The 21,018-nt window shown below is 73.9% G+C and carries 17 protein-coding genes; all 17 read right to left on the bottom strand.

Annotation, left to right across the window (positions count from 1 at the left end; genetic code table 11):
• Window positions 1–457: thioredoxin-dependent thiol peroxidase (bcp, locus tag Q0195_RS01770; protein ID WP_299273737.1), on the bottom strand; the 457-nt coding region annotated here is incomplete at its 3' end.
• Window positions 454–1,830: an allantoinase AllB gene (gene allB / locus Q0195_RS01765; protein ID WP_299273735.1), complete on the bottom strand. Its 1,377-nt coding sequence runs from the start codon at window positions 1,828–1,830 to the stop codon at window positions 454–456. The genes bcp and allB, both read right to left, overlap by 4 nt.
• Entirely contained in the window at window positions 1,827–2,966 is a 1,140-nt protein-coding gene (locus Q0195_RS01760; protein WP_299273732.1) for a glycerate kinase, read from the bottom strand. Before Q0195_RS01760 ends, allB begins: the two co-directional genes overlap by 4 nt.
• A gap of 1 nt (window position 2,967) precedes the next feature.
• Window positions 2,968–4,743, bottom strand: a complete 1,776-nt coding sequence (gene gcl / locus Q0195_RS01755) for a glyoxylate carboligase (RefSeq protein WP_299273729.1) — start codon at window positions 4,741–4,743, stop codon at window positions 2,968–2,970.
• A gap of 19 nt (window positions 4,744–4,762) precedes the next feature.
• On the bottom strand, window positions 4,763–5,641 hold the full coding sequence (locus tag Q0195_RS01750) for a 2-hydroxy-3-oxopropionate reductase (protein WP_299273726.1): 879 nt from the start codon (window positions 5,639–5,641) through the stop codon (window positions 4,763–4,765).
• A 34-nt stretch (window positions 5,642–5,675) separates the two neighbouring features.
• Window positions 5,676–6,479, bottom strand: coding sequence for a TIM barrel protein (locus Q0195_RS01745; RefSeq protein WP_299273742.1), 804 nt, complete (start codon window positions 6,477–6,479; stop codon window positions 5,676–5,678).
• Window positions 6,480–6,783: 304 nt separating this feature from the next.
• The gene (locus tag Q0195_RS01740; RefSeq protein WP_299273724.1) at window positions 6,784–8,040 is read right to left on the bottom strand and encodes an aldolase/citrate lyase family protein; all 1,257 of its coding nucleotides are present in this window, start codon (window positions 8,038–8,040) and stop codon (window positions 6,784–6,786) included.
• Window positions 8,037–9,479 carry an NAD-dependent malic enzyme gene (locus Q0195_RS01735; protein WP_299273722.1) on the bottom strand — a complete coding sequence of 481 codons (1,443 nt, stop codon included), beginning with the start codon at window positions 9,477–9,479 and terminating at the stop codon, window positions 8,037–8,039. The genes Q0195_RS01740 and Q0195_RS01735 overlap by 4 nt, the downstream gene beginning before the upstream one ends.
• Before the next feature lie 21 nt (window positions 9,480–9,500).
• The gene (locus tag Q0195_RS01730) at window positions 9,501–11,135 is read right to left on the bottom strand and encodes a nucleobase:cation symporter-2 family protein (RefSeq protein ID WP_299273719.1); all 1,635 of its coding nucleotides are present in this window, start codon (window positions 11,133–11,135) and stop codon (window positions 9,501–9,503) included.
• 32 nt (window positions 11,136–11,167) lie between these two features.
• Window positions 11,168–12,100, bottom strand: a complete 933-nt coding sequence (gene pucL / locus Q0195_RS01725; protein ID WP_299273716.1) for a factor-independent urate hydroxylase — start codon at window positions 12,098–12,100, stop codon at window positions 11,168–11,170.
• A 69-nt stretch (window positions 12,101–12,169) separates the two neighbouring features.
• On the bottom strand, window positions 12,170–12,508 hold the full coding sequence (uraH, locus tag Q0195_RS01720; RefSeq protein WP_299273714.1) for a hydroxyisourate hydrolase: 339 nt from the start codon (window positions 12,506–12,508) through the stop codon (window positions 12,170–12,172).
• Window positions 12,505–13,008 (bottom strand): 2-oxo-4-hydroxy-4-carboxy-5-ureidoimidazoline decarboxylase, encoded by a 504-nt coding sequence (gene uraD, locus Q0195_RS01715; RefSeq protein ID WP_366518067.1) that lies wholly within the window; start codon window positions 13,006–13,008, stop codon window positions 12,505–12,507. Before uraD ends, uraH begins: the two co-directional genes overlap by 4 nt.
• A gap of 105 nt (window positions 13,009–13,113) precedes the next feature.
• Window positions 13,114–14,469, bottom strand: coding sequence for an 8-oxoguanine deaminase (locus Q0195_RS01710; protein WP_299273711.1), 1,356 nt, complete (start codon window positions 14,467–14,469; stop codon window positions 13,114–13,116).
• A complete protein-coding gene (locus tag Q0195_RS01705) occupies window positions 14,466–15,995 on the bottom strand; it encodes a nucleobase:cation symporter-2 family protein (RefSeq protein WP_299273708.1) in 1,530 nt (509 codons plus the stop codon). Before Q0195_RS01705 ends, Q0195_RS01710 begins: the two co-directional genes overlap by 4 nt.
• A gap of 87 nt (window positions 15,996–16,082) precedes the next feature.
• Window positions 16,083–16,922, bottom strand: coding sequence for a xanthine dehydrogenase accessory protein XdhC (gene xdhC / locus Q0195_RS01700; RefSeq protein WP_299273705.1), 840 nt, complete (start codon window positions 16,920–16,922; stop codon window positions 16,083–16,085).
• On the bottom strand, window positions 16,922–19,495 hold the full coding sequence (gene xdhB, locus Q0195_RS01695) for a xanthine dehydrogenase molybdopterin binding subunit (RefSeq protein ID WP_299273703.1): 2,574 nt from the start codon (window positions 19,493–19,495) through the stop codon (window positions 16,922–16,924). The genes xdhC and xdhB overlap by 1 nt, the downstream gene beginning before the upstream one ends.
• Window positions 19,492–20,961 carry an FAD binding domain-containing protein gene (locus Q0195_RS01690; protein WP_299273700.1) on the bottom strand — a complete coding sequence of 490 codons (1,470 nt, stop codon included), beginning with the start codon at window positions 20,959–20,961 and terminating at the stop codon, window positions 19,492–19,494. Before Q0195_RS01690 ends, xdhB begins: the two co-directional genes overlap by 4 nt.
• Window positions 20,962–21,018: the final 57 nt, after the last annotated feature.

Genomic DNA, 21,018 nt, shown 5'->3' with positions numbered 1-21,018 from the left:
CGCGCAGGGCGGCGACGTGGCCCTGGGCCTGGACGTCGTACTGGGCGGAGCGGATCGTGCCGTCCGGGTCGATGACGAAGGTGGAGCGGTGGACACCGTCGAAGGTCCGTCCGTCGACCGTCTTGGGCCCCCACGTGCCGTAGGCCTCGGCCACGGCGTGGTCGGCGTCGGAGAGCAGCGGGAAGGTGAGGTGCTCGGCGGCGGCGAAGGCCCGGAGGTCGGGGATCGGGTCGGTGGAGACCCCCAGCACGGTGTAGCCGGCCCCCTTGAGCGAGGCGAGGTTGTCGCGGAAGTCGCAGGCCTCGGTGGTGCAGCCGGGGGTACCGGCCTTCGGGTAGAAGTACACGACGACGCCCTCGCGTGCCTCGGCCAGGACGTCGGCCAGGGCGACGGTGCTGCCGTCGGCGGCGGGCAGGGTGAAGTCGGGGGCGGTGTCGCCGGGGCTGAGCCGGGTCATCGGCGGTCCTCCTCGTGGGACGGGACGGTCTGGACGGTGCGCTCCGCGCGGTGGAGCAGGGTGCCGGCGGGGGTTTCGGTGACCTCCCGGCCGCGCAGCAGGGTGCGCCGTACCGCGCCGGTGAGCTCGCGGCCGGCGTAGGGGGTGACCGGGTTGCGGTGGTAGAGCCGCGCCGGGTCGACCACCACGCGCTCGTCGGGGGCGAAGACGACGAGGTCGGCGTCGCGGCCGGGGGCGATGGCTCCCTTGCGGGACAGTCCGACGAGGTCGGCGGTGCCGGCGGACATCCACTGTACGACCGACTCCAGCGGCACTCCCCGGCGGCGGGCCTCGGTCCACACGACCGCGAGGCCGAGCTGGAGGGAGGCGACCCCGCCCCACGCCGTGCCGAAGTCGCCGGTGTCCAGCGCCTTGAGGTCGGGGGTGGACGGGGAGTGGTCGGTGACGACGACGTCGATGACACCGTCGAGCAGGCCCTGCCACAGCCGGTCGCGGTTGTCGGTGCCGCGGATGGGCGGGCAGCACTTGTAGGAGGTCGCGCCGTCGGGCACGTCCTCGGCGCAGAGCGTGAGGTAGTGGGGGCAGGTCTCCACGGTGACCCGCACGCCGTCGGCGCGGGCCGCCGCGACGAGCGGCAGGCAGTCGGCGTCGGACAGGTGGAGGATATGGGCCCGGCCGCCCGTGGCGCGGGCCGCCTCGAGCACGAGGGCGACGGCCGAGGACTCCGCCGCCGGGGGCCGGGAGGCGAGGAAGTCGGCGTAGCGGCGGCCGTGCGGCTGCGGGGCGCCGGCGACGGTGGCCGGGTCCTCGGCGTGGACGATGAGCAGGGCGCCCAGGTCGGTGAGCGTCTCCAGGGTGGTGCGCAGCTCCGCGGGCGACAGGTGCCCGAACTCGGGCACCCCGGAGTCGATGAGGAAGCACTTGAAACCGAAGACGCCGGCCTCGTGCAGCGGGGCCAGGTCGGCGTTGTTGCCGGGCACCGCCCCGCCCCAGAAGCCGACGTCGACGTGGGCCGAGCGCGCCGCCCGCTCCCGCTTGACCTCCAGGTTCGCCACGGTGGTGGTCGGGGGGATGGAGTTGAGCGGCATGTCGATGATCGTCGTCACCCCGCCGGCGGCGGCCGCGCGGGTGGCGGAGGCGAAGCCCTCCCACTCGGTACGGCCCGGCTCGTTGACGTGGACGTGGGTGTCGACCAGACCGGGCAGGAGCACCTCGTCGGCGGCGAGCTCGAGGGTGTCGCTGCCGCGCAGTCCCGCACCGAGCGGGGTGACGGCGGTGATCCGCCCGCCGTCGACGCCGACCTCGACGCCGCGAACCCCCTCCGGGGTGACGGCGCGGGCGGCGCGGACGACGAGGTCGTGGTCGGTGCTCATGGCGTCTCCGTGGGGACGAGGTGCTCGGTGGCGATGGTGGCCGCGAGGCGCTCGAGCAGCGGCCCGGCCGCGGCGATGGAGCGGGTGGTGTCCGGCTCGAGCGTGCTCAGAGCGTAGACGGACCGCAGGCCCGCGGCGCGGGCCTGGGCGGCGGTGAGCGTGGACCGGCCGCAGACGGCGACCGTGGGGACCCCGGCCCGGGCGGCGGCGCGCGCCACCCCGACCGGGGCCTTGCCGTGGAGCGACTGCTCGTCGAGGCTGCCCTCGCCGGTGACGACGAGGTCGGCCCCGGCGAGGCGGTCGGCGAAGCCGGTGAGCGCGAGGACCTCCTCGATCCCCGGTCGGCGGTCGGCGCCGAGGAGGAGGCAGGCGTACCCCACTCCCCCGGCGGCGCCCGCGCCGGGGGCCTGCGCCAGGTCGCGCGCGCCGGGGACCCCGGCGCGCTCCAGGGCGGTGACGAACGCCGCGAGCCCCGCCTCCAGCGCGGCGACCCCGGCCGGGTCGGCCCCCTTCTGTGGTGCGTAGACGGCCGCGGCCCCGTCCGGGCCGAGCAGCGGGTTGTCCACGTCACTGGCCAGCCTCACGGTCGCCTCGGCCAGGCCGGGGTGGAGTCCGGTGAGGTCGACGGCGACGACGTCGCGCAGGTGGGCGCCGCCGTCGGGCAGCGGCCCGTGGGGGCCGGTGAGGCGGGCGCCGAGCGCGGCGAGCATCCCCGCCCCGCCGTCGGTGCTCGCCGACCCGCCGATCCCGACGACGACGGTCCGGGCCCCTGCGTCCAGGGCGTGGGCGATGAGCTCGCCCACGCCGCGGGAGGTGGCCGCCCCGGCCGTCGCCGGCGTGGGGTCGACCATCTCCAGCCCGCTCACCGCGGCCATCTCCACCACGGCCGTGTCGCCGCGGCGCGCGTACCGGGTGGCGACGGGCACCCCGAGCGGTCCGGTGGCCCGGAGCTCGACCGGCGTGTAGCCGGCGGCGAGGGCGGCGGCGACCGTGCCCTCGCCGCCGTCGGCCACGGGCAGCTCGTCCACGGTGGTGCCGGGCGCGGCGCGGCGCAGGCCGGCGGCGAGGTGGGCCGCGACCTGGGCCGCGGTGAGCGAGCCCTTGAACTTGTCGGGGGCGAGCAGGACGTGGGTCATGTCAGTCGAGCAGGGCGATGGCGGTGGGTGAGTCGGAGGCCGACAGGGCGAGGTCCTCGAACTCGTTGACGCCGTCGAGCTCCACCCCCATGGCGATGTTCGTGACCCGTTCGAGGATGACCTCGACGACCACCGGCACCCGCAGCTCCTCGGCCATGGCCTGGGCGGTGAGCAGGGCGGGCTGGAGGTCCTCGGGGTCCTTGACCCGCAGCGCCCGGCAGCCCAGCCCCTCGGCGACCTTGACGTGGTCCACGCCGTAGCCGTCGGTCTCCGCGGAGTTGATGTTCTCGAAGGCGAGGGAGACCTGGTAGTCCATGTCGAAGGCGCGCTGCGACTGCCGGATGAGGCCGAGGTAGGCGTTGTTGACGACGACGTGGACGTAGGGCAGGTGGTGCTGCGCCCCGACGGCCAGCTCCTCGATCATGAACTGGAAGTCGTAGTCGCCGGACAGCGCCACGACGTTCTTCCCCGGCAGCGCGGTGGCCACCCCGAGGGCGGCCGGGCCGGTCCAGCCCAGCGGCCCCGCCTGGCCGGCGTTGATCCAGTGGCGGGAGGCGTAGGTGTGGAGGAACTGGGCGCCGGCGATCTGCGACAGCCCGATCGTCGTGACGTAGACGGTGTCGCGGCCGAAGGCCCGGTTCATCTCCTCGTAGACCCGCTGCGGCTTGATCGGCACCTGCGTGAAGTGGGTCTTGCGGTACATCGTGCGCTTGCGCTCCTGGGCACCGGCCACCCACGCCGACCAGTCCGGCAGGCTGCCGGCCGCGCGCCGCTCCCGGGCCACCTCCAGCGCGGTGCGCAGGAATGCCCCGGCGTCGGAGACCACCCCGTAGTCGGGGGCGAAGACGCGCCCGATCTGGGTGGGCTCGATGTCGACGTGGACGAAGGTGCGGCCGCGCCGGTAGGTGTCCAGGCCGCCGGTGTGCCGGTTGGCCCAGCGGTTGCCCACGCCCAGGACGAAGTCCGACTCGAGGAAGGTCGCGTTGCCGTACCGGTGGGAGGTCTGGATGCCCACCATGCCGGCGGACAGCGGGTGGTCGTCGGGGATGGCGCCCCAGCCCATGAGGGTGGAGACGACCGGCACGCCGAGGGTCTCGGCGAGCTCGACGAGCTCGGCCTCGGCGCCGGCGTTGACGATCCCGCCGCCGGCGACGACGAGCGGGCGCTGGGCGGCCTGGAGCATGTCCAGCGCCTTCTCCACCTGGGCGCGGGTGGCTTCCGGCCGCACGACGGGCAGCGGGGTGTAGGTGTCGGGGTCGAACTCGATCTCGGTGAGCTGGACATCCAGCGGCAGGTCGATGAGCACCGGGCCGGGGCGGCCGGAGCGCATGAGGTGGAAGGCCTGCTGGAAGACGCCGGGGACCTGGGCGGCCTCGAGGACGGTCTTGGCCATCTTCGTCACCGGTGCGGCGATCGAGGCGATGTCGACCGCCTGGAAGTCCTCCTTGTCGAGCTTGGCCACCGGTGCCTGGCCGGTGATGCACAGGATCGGCACGGAGTCGGCCCAGGCGGCGTACAGGCCGGTGATCATGTCGGTGCCGGCCGGTCCCGAGGTGCCGATGCACACGCCGATGTTGCCGTGCGCGGCCCGGGTGTAGCCGTCGGCCATGTGCGAGGCGCCCTCGACGTGGCGGGCGAGGACGTGGCGGATGCCGCCGTGCTTACGCATGGCGTCGTAGAAGGGGTTGATGGCCGCGCCGGGCAGCCCGAAGGTCTGGGTGGCGCCCTCCTTCTCCAGGATGGCGACGGCGGCGTCGACCGCTCTCATGCGGGGCATGGTGTCTCCTCAGGGGTGGTCACTCGCGCCCGGAGAGGCGGGAGGTGGTGCGGAAGAGGCCGGAGTGGTCCAGGGACCCGTCGCCCGCGGCGCGGGCGGCGGCCATGAGCTGGGCGACGAGGGCGCCCATCGGGGCGACGACGCCCTGCTCGCGGGCGGCGGAGGTGAAGATCCCCAGGTCCTTGTGGTGGAGGTCGATGCGGAAGCCCGGCTCGAACTCGCGGTCGAGCATCTTGCCCGCCTTCTGGTCGAGCACGGCCGAGCCGGCGAGCCCACCGCCGAGCACCTCGATCGCCGCGGTGGTGTCCACGCCGTAGGCCTCGAGGAAGACGACGGCCTCGGCGAGGAGGGCGATGTGCCCGGCGACGATGAGCTGGTTGGCGGCCTTGACGGTCTGCCCGGAGCCGGACGGGCCGACGTGGACGACCGTCCTGCCGACGGCCCCGAAGATCTCCTCGGCCGCGGCGAAGTCCTCCTCCGTGCCGCCGACCATGATCGACAGCGCCGCGTTCTTCGCGCCGGCCTCGCCCCCGGAGACGGGGGCGTCGAGGTAGCGGAAGCCGCGCTCCCGGGCCTGCTCGGCGAGCTGGACGGTGACGTCGGGCCGGATGCTGGAGAAGTCGATGACCAGCGTGCCGGGGCGGGCCGCGGCGAACACCCCGTCCTCACCGGTGAGGACCTCGGTGACGTCGGGAGAGTCGGGGACCATGACGGCCACGACGTCGGCGTCGGCCACCGCCTCGGCGACCGAGGAGGCGGCCCGGCCGCCGGCCGCGACGAGCGGCCCGGTCTTCTCCGGGGTGCGGTTGTAGCCGATGACGGTGTGGCCGGCGTTCTGCAGGTGGACGGCCATCGGGCTGCCCATGATGCCGAGGCCGATGAAGGCGATGGTGCTCATGTCGCGTCTCTTCCGTAGGTCGGGTCCGGGCGGCTCAGCGCGCCGCGCGCTCCGCGCGCGGGAGCCAGGCGAAGGGGTCGGGGTCGGCGGTCTTGTACTCCAGGCCGATCGGGCCGGTGTAGCCGCCGGCGCGCAGGTCCTCGATCCAGCGCCGGATCGGCAGCTCACCGCTGCCGGGGGCGCCCCGGCCGGGGGCGTCGGCGATCTGGACGTGGGCGATGCGGTCGCGGTAGGCGGACATCTCGGCCTCGACGTCGGCGCCGTTGACGGCGAGGTGGTAGACGTCGAGGAGCAGCCCGAGGTTGGTGGCGCCGTGCTCGTCGCGCACCCGGTCCAGCACCGCGACGACGTCGCCGGAGGTGCGCAGCGGGTAGGCGTCGGCGCCGGAGACCGGCTCCAGCAGCACCGTCCCGCCGATGCGGGCGACGGCCCGGGCGGCGAGGGCGAGGTTCTCCGCCCCCAGCGCGTCCTGGGCCGCGGGGTCCTCCCCGGCGACCCGGTTGCCGTAGAGCGCGTTGAAGGCGCGGCAGCCGGTGCGTTCGCCGATCTCGGTGACGACGTCGAGGTTCTCGCGCAGCTCGGCCGAGCGCGCCGGCCACGAGACCAGGCCCCGGTCACCGCCGGGCATGTCGCCGGCGTTGAAGTTCAGCCCGGTGAGCTGGACGCCGGCGTCGCGGATCGCGCGGACGAAGGCGTCGACCTCGTCGGCGGCGGGGGTGGAGGTGGCGAAGGGCCACCACAGCTCCACGCCGTCGAACCCCGCCGCCCGGGCCGCTGCGGGCCGCTCGTGGAGCGGGAGGTCGGTGAGGAGGATCGAGCAGTTCACCGTGTACGGGATGTGCTGCGCCATCGTCGGCACCTTTCGCATTGTGGAACTTTGATTCCCTATATCGAAACACTACTGGGTGGTGCGGAGACGGTCAAGAGCCCCGCGCAGGCGGGCCTGCGCGGGGCTCGTCGCCACCTGGGCCGGTCGGTCGGTGAGGTCGGCGGTGAGGTCGGGCCGGCCGGCGGTCAGGCGCGAGGGCGAGGTCGGGCGGTGCAGCCGCTCGGGATGGCGAGGCCGGCGGCGGGGAGGTGGCCCGGTCAGGCCGGCGGCGGGCCGGAGATGGCCCGGTCAGGCCGGCGGCAGGCAGGCCCGGTCAGGCCGGTGACCGTCCCAGCAGCCCCGCGAGGTCGGCCGGGCCGCAGCCGGCGTGCTCGGCCAGCTCGGCGGTGGTCAGCGCGCCGCAGTCCAGGCCGCGCTGGAGGAACCACGCCAGCGCCTTGGCGGTGGCGGGCTCGTCCATGACCCCGCCCTCCTGGCCGTGGAGGTAGGCCCGCAGCCGCTGGGCCGCCGGGGCGAAGCCCTCGCGGTAGAAGGCGTAGGTGGCGGCGAACCGGCTCGGCAGGTGCCCGGGGTGCATGTCCCAGCCCTGGTAGTAGCCCCGCGCCAGCGAGCGCAGGACGAGGCGCCCGTGGTTGGCCCACGCGGCGTGCACCTGGTCCACCTCCCCCACCGGCAGCACGTTGGTCGAGCCGTCGGACAGCCGGACACCGGTGCCGGCGGCCGCCAGCTGCATGACCGCCTTGGCGTGGTCGGCGGCCGGGTGCTCCAGCGTCTGGTGTGCGGCGGCGATGCCGAGGGAGGCGGAGTAGTCGTAGGTGCCGTAGTGCAGGCCGCTCACCCGGCCCCGGCTGCCGTGGAGGATCCGGGCCACCGTCGCCGTGCCGTCGGCGCCGAGGATGACCTGGGGGGTCTCCACCTGCACCTCGAAGCGGAGTCGCCCCGCGGGCAGGCCGAGCGCCTCCTCCAGGCGCTCGCACACGAGCACCATGGCCTCGACCTGCTCGACCGTCGTCACCTTCGGCAGGGTGAGGACGAGGCCGTCGGGCAGCTCCCCGCTCGTGGCCAGCGCGCTGACGAACAGGTCCAGGGTGCGCAGCCCGCGGCTCCGGGTCGCGCGCTCCAGGCACTTGACCCGGATGCCGAGGAACGGGGTCGCGGTGCCCGCGGTGAGCTCCTCGCGCAGCCCGGCGGCCGCCGCGAGGACCGCGCGGTCCTCCTCCTCGTCGTCCCGGGTGCCGTAGCCGTCCTCGAGGTCGACCCGCAGGTCCTCCACCGGCTCGCGGGCGAGCTTGTCCTCCACCAGGGCGCCGACGGACTCGCGCAGGTCCTCCCGGACGCCGACGGCCGCGAGCAGCGCCTGGGTGCCGCCGTTGGCGGCGAGGATCTCCCGCGCCCGGTCGCCCCACGCGCGGGCCAGGCCGGCGTGGTAGCGGTCGGCGGGGACGTAGACGGTGTGGACGGGCTGGCGCGAGCCGTCGTCGCCGGGGTAGCCGGTGGCCAGGTGCCGGTCGGTGGCGGCGAGGTGGGACTCGACGGTGTCGAGCGTGGCGGGGTCGAGGGAGGTCCTCATCGGCCGACCCGGTTGAGCTGGTCGTAGTCCTGCGGCTCGGCGCCCCGCGCGGCGACCTCCTTGCGTCCCTCCGCCGCCACGGCCTCGGCGACGGCCTCGGCCACCCGGCTGTCGAAGACGCCGGGGATGATGAAGGCCGGGTTGAGCTCGTCCGGGCCGACGACGCCGGCGATCGCCACGGCGGCGACGCGCAGTATCTCGTCGGTGATCTTCGCCGCGCCGGCGTCGAGCAGGCCCCGGAAGAGGCCCGGGAAGGCGAGGACGTTGTTGATCTGGTTGGGGTAGTCGCTGCGGCCGGTGGCGACGACGGCGGCGGTCTCCCCGGCCTCGAGCGGGTCGACCTCGGGCACCGGGTTGGCCAGGGCGAAGACGACGGCGCCCTCGTTCATCCGGGCGATGTCGGCGCCGGTGAGGATGTTGCCCGCGGACACCCCGATGAAGACGTCGGCACCGACGAGGGCCTCCCGCAGCGTGCCGGTGAAGGCGGACGGGTTGGTGTGCTCGACGATCCACTGGCGGTAGACGTCCGCCCCGGCGCTCTGTACGGTCAGTGCCCCGTTGCGGTCGCACCCGATGACGTCGCGGGCGCCCTGGGCCATGAGGAGCTTGATGATCGCCGAGCCGGCGGCACCGACGCCGGAGACGACGATCCGCACGTCCTCGATCGACTTCCCCACCACGCGCAGGGCGTTGATGAGCGCGGCGAGGACGACGATGGCGGTGCCGTGCTGGTCGTCGTGGAAGACGGGGATGTCCAGCTCCTCGCGCAGCCGGGCCTCGATCTCGAAGCAGCGGGGGGCGGAGATGTCCTCGAGGTTGACGCCGCCGAACCCGGGGGCGATCGCCTTGACGACGCGGATGATCTCCTCGGTGTCGGTCGTGTCGAGCGCCAGCGGCCAGGCGTCCACCCCGGCGAACTGCTTGAACAGCGCGGCCTTGCCCTCCATCACCGGCATCGCCGCGGCCGGGCCGATGTCCCCGAGGCCGAGCACCGCGGTCCCGTCGGTGACGACGGCGACGGTGTTGCGTTTGATGGTGAGCCGGCGGGCGTCCTCCGGCTGGTCGGCGATCGCCAGGCAGACGCGGGCGACACCCGGGGTGTAGGCGCGGGAGAGGTCGCGGCGGGTCTTGAGCGGGACCTTGGGGTTGACCTCGATCTTCCCGCCCAGGTGCATGAGGAAGGTCGAGTCGGACATCTTGAGCACCCGCACGCCCTCCAGGGCATTGAGCGCGTCCACGACCCGCTGGCCGTGCTGTCCGTCCACCGTGTCGCAGGTGATGTCGACGACGAGCGTGTCGCTGGTCGACTGGGCGATGTCCACGCCCATGACCAGGGCCCCGGCGGCGGTCACCTCGTGGACGACGTCGCCCGTGGCACGCTGCGTGGCCGGCACCTCCACCCGCATGGTGACCGTGTAGCTGGGACTGGGCAGTGCCATGGGAGCTCCTTCGTCGTGGTGTCAGCGGGTGCCCGGCACGCCGGCCGGGACGCGGTCGGGCAGGGCGGCGTCGCGGGTGCTCCGCCGGAGGATGTCGGGGACGCCGTCGGCGTCGAGGTCGAGCGCGGACAGGCAGCCCGAGCGGCGGCCGTGGCCGTGGCGCACGCGCGCCCGCACGTCGGCGTTGAGGCGGGCCCGGTGGGCGGCCCGGCGGTCGGCGTCGAGCCGGTCGACGTACTCGGCGCGCCGGCGCTCCTGCTCCTCGGCGACGCGCAGCCGGGCGGTGGACCCGGCGGTGAACACCGAGGGGTGGGCGCGCCGCCCCCAGCGCAGCTCGTTGAAGAGGATGTTGAGGAGCACCGCGACGACCGAGGCGGCGGAGATCCCGGAGTGGAAGACCATCCCCACCCACTCGGGGAAGCGGTCGTAGAACTGCGGGACGGCGATCGGGATGACGCCGAAGGAGATGGCCACCGCGACCAGGGTGAGGTTGAGGTTCCCGTCGTACTCCACCCGGGACAGGGTGCGGATGCCCGAGGCGGCGACCGAGCCGAAGAGCACGAGGCCGGCCCCGCCGAGCACGGGCATCGGGATGGCGGCCACGACCCGGCCGAGCACCGGCAGCAGGCCCAGGACGAAGAGCACCGACCCCCCGGCGGCCACCGCCCAGCGGGACCGGATGCCGGTGATCGCCACCAGGCCGACGTTCTGGGCGAACGCCGAGGCCGGGAAGGTGTTGAGCACCGGGGCGAGGGTGGTGGCGGCCATGTCGGCGCGCAGCCCGTCGCCCACCCGGCGCGCGTCCACCTTGGTGCCGACGATCTCACCGACGGCAATGATGTCGGCGGTCGTCTCGGTCATGATGACGAGGACGACGATGGTCATCGAGATGACTGCCCCGACCTGGAAGGTCGGCAGCCCGAACGCGAACGGGCTGGGCAGCGCCACCGCGGCCCCCTCCCCGACCGTGGAGAAGTCCGCCATGCCGAACGGCAGGGCGAGCACGGTGCCGATGACGAGCCCGAGGAGGATCGACAAGCGCGAGATCGTGCCCTGGAGGAACCGGCTGAGCGCCAGCACGATGACCAGCGTGACGACGGCCAGGGTGATGTTGGGGACCGAGCCCCAGTCCGCGGCCTCGGCGTTGCCGCCCATCATCCAGCGGACGGCCACGGGGAGCAGGGAGATGCCGATGACTGTGATGATCGTGCCGGTGACGACGGGTGGGAAGAAGCGGATCACCTGGGCGAAGAACGGGCTGATCGCCAGGCCGATGGCACCGGCCACCATGATCGAGCCGAAGACCGCCGGGAGCCCGCCGTCCCCCGTCGCGACCGCCACCATCGTCGAGACGGACGCGAAGGAGATGCCCTGGACGAGGGGCAGCTGGGAGCCGAAGAACGGGATCCCGACGGTCTGCAGGATGGTGGCCGCCCCGCTGACGAGCAACGCGGCGGAGACGAGGATGCCGATCTGCGCGGCGTCCAGCCCCGCGGCCTGACCCACGATGAGCGGTGGGGCGATGACGCCGCCGTACATCGTCATGATGTGCTGCAGGCCGTAGAGGTAGGTCCGGCCCAGGGGGTACCGCTCGTCCTCCGGCCGTCGGTCACGGGGCACGTCCGGCGCCGTCGGCGCCGCTGGCGTCGCTGTCATGTCGTTGCTCCTTCGCGCGGGACGCGTGCGGCTCAGCAGAAGCCGGGCACCGTGTTCCAGGCGCGCGGCTCGGCGGCCACGCCCTCCCGGCGGACCTCGGCCTCGATCTTTCCGTAGGGACGGTCGGCGATGTAGAAGACCTCGTTCGGGTTCTCCATGCCGAAGGGCGTGAAGTCGACGAGGAAGTGGTGCAGGTTGGGCATCGAGAAGCGGATCTCGGCGATCTCGGGGTGGGCCTCCAGGGCCGCCTTGCCCATGTGGAACAGCGTCTGCTGCAGGGCCAGGGAGTGGAGGTCGGCGAAGGACTCCAGCAGCACCCGGCGGACGTCGTCGTAGACGACGTTGAAGTCGATGTCGGTCGTCGTGTAGCGCCACCGGGCGGTGACGGACGTCGCCAGGATCCGGTCGGTGGTCTCCTGCAGGGTGGTGAAGCGGTCCTTGGGGAAGCCGTGGAACTCCGAGCCGGTGGACTTGAGCACGCGCAGGTCCTCCAGGCCGGCGAGGACGAAGACCTCGTCGCCGTAGCGCTGGACAAGGGCGGTGCGGGTCTCGGTCCCGCCCTTGACGAAGGCGTGGTCGTGCTCGCCGTCGGTGACGTTGTTCGTCAGCGACGAGGGGATGTGCTCCCAGGTGTACTCCTTGATCTCCCAGCGCCCGCCGGCGACCCAGTCGAAGCTGCTGGTGAAGTGCTCGGAGAGCCGGATGGCGAACTCCTCGGGGGAGGAGATGCCGTCCTTGGCGAAGGCGAAGACGGTGTTCTTCTGGGTGTCGGTGGGCACGACCCTGCCCTGGTCGCCCACGGTGTGGGCCTCGGTGAAGTCCCCCCGCAGCTGGGAGGTGACGGACAGCTCGGTGATGCGGTGGCGCGGCTGGTCGCGGTCCACCTTCATGAGACGGACCTCGGCCTTGCCGTACTGGTTCTCCCCGAGGACGATCGTCCCGGTCCGCTCGCTGGTGGCGGTCATGGCTGGCTCCTTCGGTGTGTGATGTGGGCGGGTGCGGCCGGCGGTGGCGCCGGCCGCGGGACGGGGCGGTCAGCTGCCCCGGTAGGTGGAGTAGGCGAACGGGCTGAGGAGGCAGGGCACGTGGTAGTGGGCGCGCCCCTCCTCGACGAGAAAGTCGATGTTCACCGAGGGGTAGAAGGTCGCGACGCCCCGGGCGGCGAAGTACTCCCCCGTGGCGAAGCTCATCCGGTAGACGCCCGGCTCCAGACGCTCGGGGCCGAGCTGCCGGTTGCGTCCGTCGTCGTCGGTGACCCCGGAGGCGAGGACGGTGGCGGTCTCGCCCTCCACCCGGGAGAGCGTGACCCCGACGCCGGCGGCGGGGACACCCGTCGTGGCGTCCAGGACGTGGGTGGTGACGTGGGAGGTCATGCAAGCTCCTTCTCGAGTCGGAGGACGGCGATCTCGCGCAGCTGCTCGGCCACGACCCGGCGCTCGGTGGCGGGGTCGTTGCCCAGCCGCTCGTCGAGGGCGGACAGGATCTCCGCGGCGCTGCGGCCCGCGGCGCGGATGAGGAAGACGTGGCCGAACCGCTCCTCGTAGGCGCGGTTCCCGGCGCGGAGCCGCTCGGCGACGTCGGCGTCGGAGGTGTCCACCCCGGACTGCTCGCGGCGGGAGTGGGCGGCGTCGGCGTCCTGCCCCTCGGCGCGCTCCCCGATCCGCGGGTGGCGGGCCAGGGCGGCGTCGACCTCCTCCTCGGTCCACGGGGAGGCGGCCGTGCGGGCGGCGTCGAGCAGTGCGTCCCGGGAGGCGTAGGGCCGGCCGGCCGCGACGGCGCGCGCCCAGCGCGGCACCGCGGCACAGGCCAGGAGCAGCCGCTCGGCCGCGTCCTCCTCAGCGCTGTTGAACTGCTCGAGCGTCATCCTCGTCATCGAGATTCACCCTCCAAGGCTTCCGCCTGTTGAAAGTGGAGTTCCGTCACATGACATTAGGGCGTGCCAGGTCCGTGTGTCAAGGGGGGCACGCCGGACCGGCGGCTAGCCGGAGCCGACCATCCGGCGGGCGGCGGCCGAGTGCTCGGCCACGAGCGCCGGGAGGTCGAGCCCGGGGATCGTCCCGTCGACCACGCGCCACTGCCCCGCCACCATGACCCGGTCGGCGGTGTGCGCCCCGCACAGCACGAGCGCGGCGAGGGGATCGTGGCTGCCGGAGAAGCGCAGCTCGTCCAGCCGGAACAGCGCGAGGTCGGCCTGCTTGCCGACGGCGACCTGCCCGAGGTCGTCCCGGCCGAGGGCACGGGCGGACCCGTGGGAGGCCCAGCGCAGCGCCTGCTCCGGGCTCACCGCCGCCGCGCCGTAGCGCAGCCGCTGGACGTAGAGCGCCTGGCGCACCTCCTCGATCATGTTCGAGGAGTCGTTGGACGCCGAGCCGTCGACGCCGATGCCGACCGGGGCGCCCGCCGCCTCGAGCTCCAGCACCCGGCAGGTGCCCGAGGCGAGGCGCATGTTCGACGTCGGGCAGTGCGCCACGGCGGTGCCGGCGGCCCCGAGGCGGGCGATCTCGCCGTCGTCGAAGTGGATGCCGTGGGCGAGCCAGGCGCGGTCGCCCAGCCAGCCGACCGACTCGAGGTAGTCCACGGTGCGCATACCGAACATCTCGAGGCAGAAGTCCTCCTCGTCGAGGGTCTCGGCGAGGTGGGTGTGCAGCCGCACGTCCAGCTCCTCCGCCAGGAGGGCGGAGTCGCGCATGATCTCCCGGGTCACCGAGAACGGGGAGCAGGGCGCGAGCGCCACCTGGATCTGCGCCCCCTCGCCCCGTTCGTGGTACGTCGCCACGAGCCGCCGGGAGTCCTCGAGGATGGTCTCGGCGTCCTGGACCACCGACTGGGGAGGCAGGCCGCCGTCGTCCTGTCCCAGGCTCATCGAGCCCCGGGTCAGGTGCGCCCGCACGCCCAGGCGGCGGGCCACCGCGACCTGGACGTCGATCGCCTCGTCGAGGCCGCCCGGGAAGAGGTAGTGGTGGTCGGCGGCCGTCGTGCACCCGGACAGGAGCAGCTCGGCCAGCGCGACGGTGGTGGCGAGCTCGAGGTCGCGCGGGGTGAGCCGGGCCCACACCGGGTAGAGGCTGGTGAGCCAGGGGAAGAGCTCGACGCTGGCGACCGGCCCCCAGGCGCGGGTGAGCGTCTGGTAGAAGTGGTGGTGGGTGTTGATCAGCCCGGGGACGACGACGTGCTCGCTCGCGTCGACGACCTCGTCGCACGGCGCGGCCGGCTCAGTACCGGCGGGCAGCAGCTCCACCACCCGGTCCCCCTCGACGACGATCCCGCCACTGGCGTCCTCGCCGTCGGGGGTGAGCACGGCGAGCGGGCGGCGGATCCACGTGCGGCCGCTCATCGGCCGCCCCCGCGCTCGTCCCGCTGCTCGCCGGCCGGGCCGTGGCGGCGCTCCTCCGGGCGGGCGCCGTCGCCGGTGAGGATCGGCACCTCGGCACCGCTGGCGTCGACGAGCTTGCCGTCGCGCACGTAGTCGCCCTCCTCCAGCGCCTCGAGCACGACGGGGCTGACGTACCGCGCGCCGCGGGCGGCGAGCACCGACGGCTGCGCCGGGGTGCCGGCGCGCAGGTGGTTGAACAGCAGGTTGAGCACGACGGCCATGACGGCGGCGGAGGAGATGCCGGAGTGGAAGATCGTGGTGAACCAGTCGGGGAACGCGTCGTAGAACGTCGGCGCCACGATCGGGACCATCCCGAAGGCGAGCGACGAGGCGACGATGACGAGGTTCATGTTGCCCTCGTAGTCGACCTTGGCCAGGGTGCGGATCCCGGCCGCGGCGACGGTGCCGAAGAGGACGACGCCGGCGCCGCCGAGCACCGGGGTGGGGATGGCCGCGACGACCCGGCCCAGGACGGGCAGCAGCCCGAGGGTGAACATGATGACGCCGCCGGCGGAGACGACGAAGCGGGACTTGATTCCGGTGATGGCCACGAGGCCGACGTTCTGGGCGAAGGCGGTCTGGGTGAAGGAGTTGAACACCGGCGCGACCGTGGAGGAGAGCATGTCGGCGCGCAGGCCGTCGGCGATGCGCTTGGAGTCGGTCTTGGTGCGGACGATCTCCCCGACGGCAAGGATGTCGGCCGTCGTCTCGGTCATCGTCACCAGGACGACGATGATCATCGAGATGATCGCGGCGACCTCGAAGGTCGGGGGGCCGAAGGCGAAGATCGCCGGGACGGCGATCGTGGGGCCCTCGCCCACGCCGGAGAAGTCGGCCATCCCCAGGACGGCGGCGACGAGCGTGCCGATGATGATCGACAGGAGGATCGAGAGCCGGGAGATCGTCGCGACGCCGACCTTGGACAGCACGAGGACGATGACGAAGGTGAGGAAGGCCAGGCCGATGTTCGCCGTCGAGCCGAAGTCCTCCGAGCCCTGGCCGCCCATCGCCCACCCGGCGGCGACCGGCATGAGGGTGAGCCCGATCGTCGTGATGACGACACCGGTGACCACCGGTGGGAAGAAGCGGATGATCTGGGCGAAGAAGGGTGCGGCCACGAGGCCGAACGCGCCGGCGACGAGGACGGCGCCCATGACGGCGGGCAGCCCGCCGCCGCCGGCGAGGATGGCGAGCATGGTCGCCACCCCGGCGAAGGAGACGCCCTGGACGAGCGGCAGCTGGGAGCCGAAGAAGGGGACGCCCCAGCTCTGCAGGACGGTCGCGGCGCCGCCGACGAACAGGGCGGAGGCGATGAGCACGGCGACGTCGCTGTCGCTCAGGCCGGCGGCCTGCCCGACGATGAGCGGCACGGCGATGATGCCGCCGTACATCGTCAGCACGTGCTGCAGGCCGTACATGAACGACCGGCCGAGCGGCAGCCGCTCGTCCTCCGGCCGGGCGGCCGTGGTCACTGCTCTCTTGCGCATGGGTCTCTCCTCGTCGAGGACGGTGTCCGCACGGGTCCACCGGCCTGGGCCGGTGGCCTGCGCGGGCAGGCGGACATGTCTCGGCGGTCAGCCGATGACGTCGTGGAGCTCGGGGACGTGGTGCGGGCCGTCGGGGTCGGCGTCGGCCGCGAGCCGGGCCAGGAGGTCGGCGGCGACGGAGACGGCGATGACGGCCGGGGACTTGCCGGTCAGGCCGGGCAGGCCGATGGGACAGGTGATGGCGTCGACCGCAGCCGCAGGGTGCCCGTCCTCGACGAGGCGCTTGCGGAAGCGGGCCCACTTGGCGCGGGAGCCGATGAGGCCCACCTCCAGGTCCCCCCGGCGCAGGGCGGCGTCGCACAGGACCATGTCCTCGGCGTGGTCGTGGGTCATGACGTAGACGTGGGCGCCGGAGGGCAGGGTCTCCAGCACGGTCTCCGGGGCCGGTGCGTGGTGCAGGTGGACGCCGGCGACCTGGCCGGTGAGCTCGCGGGCGCCGTCGAGCTGCCCGGCCCGCGAGTCGACGAGGTGGACGGTCAGCGGGTGCCGGGCGAGGATGCGTGCGAGCTCCAGGCCCACGTGCCCGGCCCCGAAGACCGCGACGGTCGGGCGGGCGGGCAGCGGCTCGAGCAGCACGGTGACCTCCCCGCCGCAGCACTGGCGCCCGTGGCGGGTGGTGACGCGGTCGTTGAGCGGGAGCACGAGGGTCTCCGGGGCGCGGGTCCCGGCGGCGAGCAGCTCGCGGGCGCGGTCGACGACCGTCGCCTCGAGGTTTCCGCCCCCGATGGTGTCGTGGGTGCCCGCGGAGGTGACGACCATCTTCGCCCCGGCCTCCCGGGGGGCGTGCCCGCGCACCGCGGAGACGGTGGCGAGCACGGCGGAGGTGCCCTCGGCTCGCGCGCGGGCGAGTGCGTCGAGCCAGTCCATCAGCCGTCCGTGCTCCGGGCGACCGTGGCGCTGCTGCCGGCCGACCCCGCACCGACGGTGCGGTGCCCGGTGTCGCGGGCGCCGTCGCCGTCCCCCGCGAGGCCGCTGCCCCCGTGGGCCGTGCGGCCCGGGCGTCCGGCCGCCACGGCGTCGCCCGCGGCGACCAGGCCGACGTTGTCGGTCTGCGGCTCCTGCTCCTCCTCCGAGGCCGGGGCCCCCTCCTGCGGTGCGGTGCGCGCGGCCGCGGCCGCGCGGGCGTCCTCGACCGCCCAGAAGACCGCCTCGGGCGTGGCCGGGCTGGCCAGCTCCAGGACGTGGTCCGGCGGCCCGAACGCCTGGGCGGCCCGGCGCAGCGCCTCCCGGACGGAGAAGGCGAGCATGAGCGGTGGCTCGCCCACGGCCTTGGAGCCGTAGACGACGCCGGACTCGGTGGCCCGCTCGTAGAGGTGGACGTTGAGCACCTCGGGCATCTCGGAGAAGGAGGGCAGCTTGTAGGTGCTCGCGGCCTGGGTGGCCAGGCGCCCCCGGCCCGGGCCCTGCGAGACGTCCCAGCGCAGCTCCTCGAGGGTGAGCCAGCCGGCGCCCTGGACGAAGCCGCCCTCGATCTGCCCGATGTCGACGAGCGGGGAGAGGGAGTCGCCGACGTCGTGGACGATGTCGGTGCGTAGGAACCGGTAGGCCCCGGTGAACCCGTCCACCTCGACCTCGGTGACGGCGGCGCCGTAGGCGAAGTACTTGAACGGCTCGCCCTGCATCCGGGTGGAGTCCCAGTGCAGGCCCTCGGTGCGGTAGTACCCGGCGGCGAAGAGCGGGACCCGCTCGAGGTAGGCGGTGCGGACCACCTCGGCGAAGGTGAGCTCGGGGTCGGTGAACCCCAGGCCGGTGACCCGGCCGTCGACGAAGCGCACGTCGTGGGGGTGGATGCCGAGCTTGCGCGCGGCGACCTCGGCGAGCCGGTCGCGGATCTGGTCGCAGGCGTTCTTCACCGCGGCGCCGTTGAGGTCGGCGCCGGAGGAGGCCGCGGTCGCGGAGGTGTTGGGCACCTTGTCGGTGCGGGTGGGCGCCAGCCGCACCGTCTCCAGCGGCACCCCGAGGGCGGTGGCGGCGACCTGGCGCATCTTGGTGTGCAGGCCCTGGCCCATCTCGGTGCCGCCGTGGTTGATGAGCACCGAGCCGTCCTTGTACACGTGGACGAGCGCGCCGGCCTGGTTGAAGGCGGTGAGGTTGAAGGAGATCCCGAACTTCACCGGGGTCATCGCCAGGCCGCGCTTGACGTGGCGGTGGGTCCGGTTGAACTCGGCCACCTCGGCGCGCCGGCGGGCGACGTCGGCGCGCTCGCTGAGCTGGTCCCAGATCTCGTGCAGCCGCTCGGCGTGCCGCACCGGCTGGCCGTAGGGGGTGGTCTGGCCGGGCTGGTAGAGGTTGCGCCGGCGCAGCTCGTCGGGGTCGACCCCCAGCGCGGGGGCGCACCGGCCGAGGATGTCCTCGATGACGAGCATGCCCTGGGGTCCGCCGAAGCCGCGGAAGGCGGTCTGGGAGGTCTTGTTCGTCCGCGCGATGCGGCCCAGCACCTCGATGTCCGGGATGAAGTAGGCGTTGTCGATGTGGCACAGCGCCCGGCCCAGGACCGCCTGGGAGAGGTCGAGGGACCAGCCGCCGTCGGCCGTGATCGTCGCCTGGAGGGCCAGCAGGCGCCCCTCCTCGTCGAACCCGACCTCCCAGCGGGCGTGGAAGGGGTGCCGCTTGCCGGTCATCGTCATGTCCTGCGTGCGGTTGAGCCGCAGGCGCACCGGGCGGCCGGTGAGCACCGCGCCGAGCGCGGCGACGGCGGCCAGGCCGTGGGGCTGCATCTCCTTGCCGCCGAACCCACCGCCCATGCGCAGCTGCTGGACGGTCACCTCGGAGGAGGTCAGGCCCAGGACGTGGGCGACGATCTCCTGCGTCTCGGAGGGGTGCTGGGTGGAGGAGTGGACGAAGACCTGCCCGGACTCGTCGACGTAGGCGAGCGAGGCGTGGGTCTCCAGGTAGAAGTGCTCCTGCCCGCCGAACTCGAACTCGCCGGTGAACCGGCGCGGGGCCCGCTGCAGGGCCCCGGCGGCGTCGCCGCGGGAGACGGTGGGCTGCGCGCCCTGGAAGGACCCGGCCTCGATGGCCTCGGAGAGGCTGAGGAGGGCGGGCAGCGGCTCGTACTCCACCTCGACCGCCTCGGCGCCGAGCCGCGCGGCCTCCAGGGTCTCCCCCAGCACCCAGCACACGGCGTGGCCGTAGTACTGGACCTCGCCGGGGAAGAGCGGCTCGTCGTGGTGGATGCCGGCGTCGTTGACACCCGGGACGTCGGCGGCGGTGAGCACCTTGACCACGCCCTCGACGGCGTAGGCCGGCTCGGTGCGCAGCGCGGTGACGCGGGCGTGGGCGTGCGGGGCCTGCAGCGGCCAGGCGTGGAGCACCCCGTGGGTGCGCACGACGAGGTCGTCGGTGTACAGCGCCTCGCCGGTGACGTGCAGGTCCGCGCTCTCGTGGGAGACGGCCAGCCCGACCACGGGGTTGACGGGGCGCTCGGCCAGGGAGCTCATCGGGCCACCTCCAGGGCCTCCGAGGGCTGGGTCTGTGCGTGGAAGCGCAGCAGCGACTGCTCGAGCATCGCGGTGCGGTAGCGGGCCGAGGCCCGGTGGTCGTCCAGCGGGGTGCCCTCGCCGGCCAGCGTGGCGGCGGCCCGGGCGGCGGTCTGCGCGTCCCAGCCGGCGCCGGTGAGCAGCTCCTCGGTGGCGGTGGCCCGGACGGGGGTGGCGGCCACGCCGCCGAGCCCGATGCGCACCCGCGCCACGGTGTCGCCGTCCAGGTCCATGGCGATGGCCACGGCGACGGAGGAGATGTCGTCGAAGCGCCGCTTGGCGATCTTGTAGAAGGCGCTGTGCTGGGCCGGTGGCAGCGGGACGCGCACGGCCCGGATGATCTCCCCGGGGCGCCGGACGGTCTGCCGGTAACCGGTGAAGTAGTCGGCCAGCGGGACCTCGCGCTCACCCTCGGCGGAGGCGAGGACGAGGGTGGCCTCCAGGGCGAGCAGGACCGGGGCGGAGTCGCCGATGGGCGAGGCGGTGCCCAGGTTGCCGCCGAAGGTCGCGCTGTTGCGGATGAGGCGCGAGGCGAACTGCGGGAAGAGCTCCTCGAGCAGGGGCACCCGCCCGGCCAGGCCGCGCTCCACCTCGCTCAGGGTGAGGGCCGCTCCGATCTCCACCGCGTCCGGTCCGACGTCCAGGGTGCGCAGCTCGGGGAGCCGGTCGACGGCGAGCACGAGCGGCGGGCGGGCATGCCGGATGTTGACCTCGACGCCGAGGTCGGTGGCCCCGGCGACGAGGGCGGCCTCCGGGTGCTGCGCGTACCGGTCGAGCAGCTCGGCGAGGGAGGCCGGCCGGACGAACTCGGTGTCCTCGGTGACGACCCGCGTGGGCAGCGGCGGCGGGGCCGGCAGCGTGCGGCGCGCCGCGAGCCGGTCCTCCTCCTCGGGCAGGCCGACGGCGAAGGCGGCGTCGCGGATGGGCCGGTACCCCGTGCAGCGGCACAGGTTGCCGGACAGGGCGTGGAGGTCGAAGCCGTTGGGGCCCACCTCGTGGCTGTGCGCCTCGCCGTCCGCGGCCCCGGCACGCTCCGGGCGGTAGTACTCCGCCGCCATCGAGCAGACGAACCCGGGGGTGCAGTACCCGCACTGGGAGCCGCCGCGGGCGGCCATCTCGCGCTGGACCGGGTGGAGGTCGCCCTCCCGGCCCGCGCCCGGCGCCCGGCCCAGGCCCTCCGCGGTGACGATCTCCTGGCCCTCGTAGGCGAGCGCGGGTGGCAGGCACGCGTTGACCGCGGTCCACCGGGTGCGCTCCTCGCCGTCGGGACGGGCGACGAGCACGGCGCAGGCACCGCACTCCCCCTCCGCGCACCCCTCCTTGGCGCCGGTCAGGCCCTGCTGTCGCAGGTAGTCCAACAGCCGGACGTGCGGGGACACGTCCACCGTCATGGTCCGGCCGTTGACCGTCATGGTCCTGCGAGCCATGTCTCACTCCCCAACGAGTCTGCACCTCACCGCGCGTGCGACGGTGTGACCAGGACC

The sequence above is a fragment of the uncultured Georgenia sp. genome, from assembly GCF_937958535.1.
Lineage (GTDB): Bacteria > Actinomycetota > Actinomycetes > Actinomycetales > Actinomycetaceae > Oceanitalea.
This window is presented reverse-complemented; position numbering and strand designations above follow the sequence as displayed.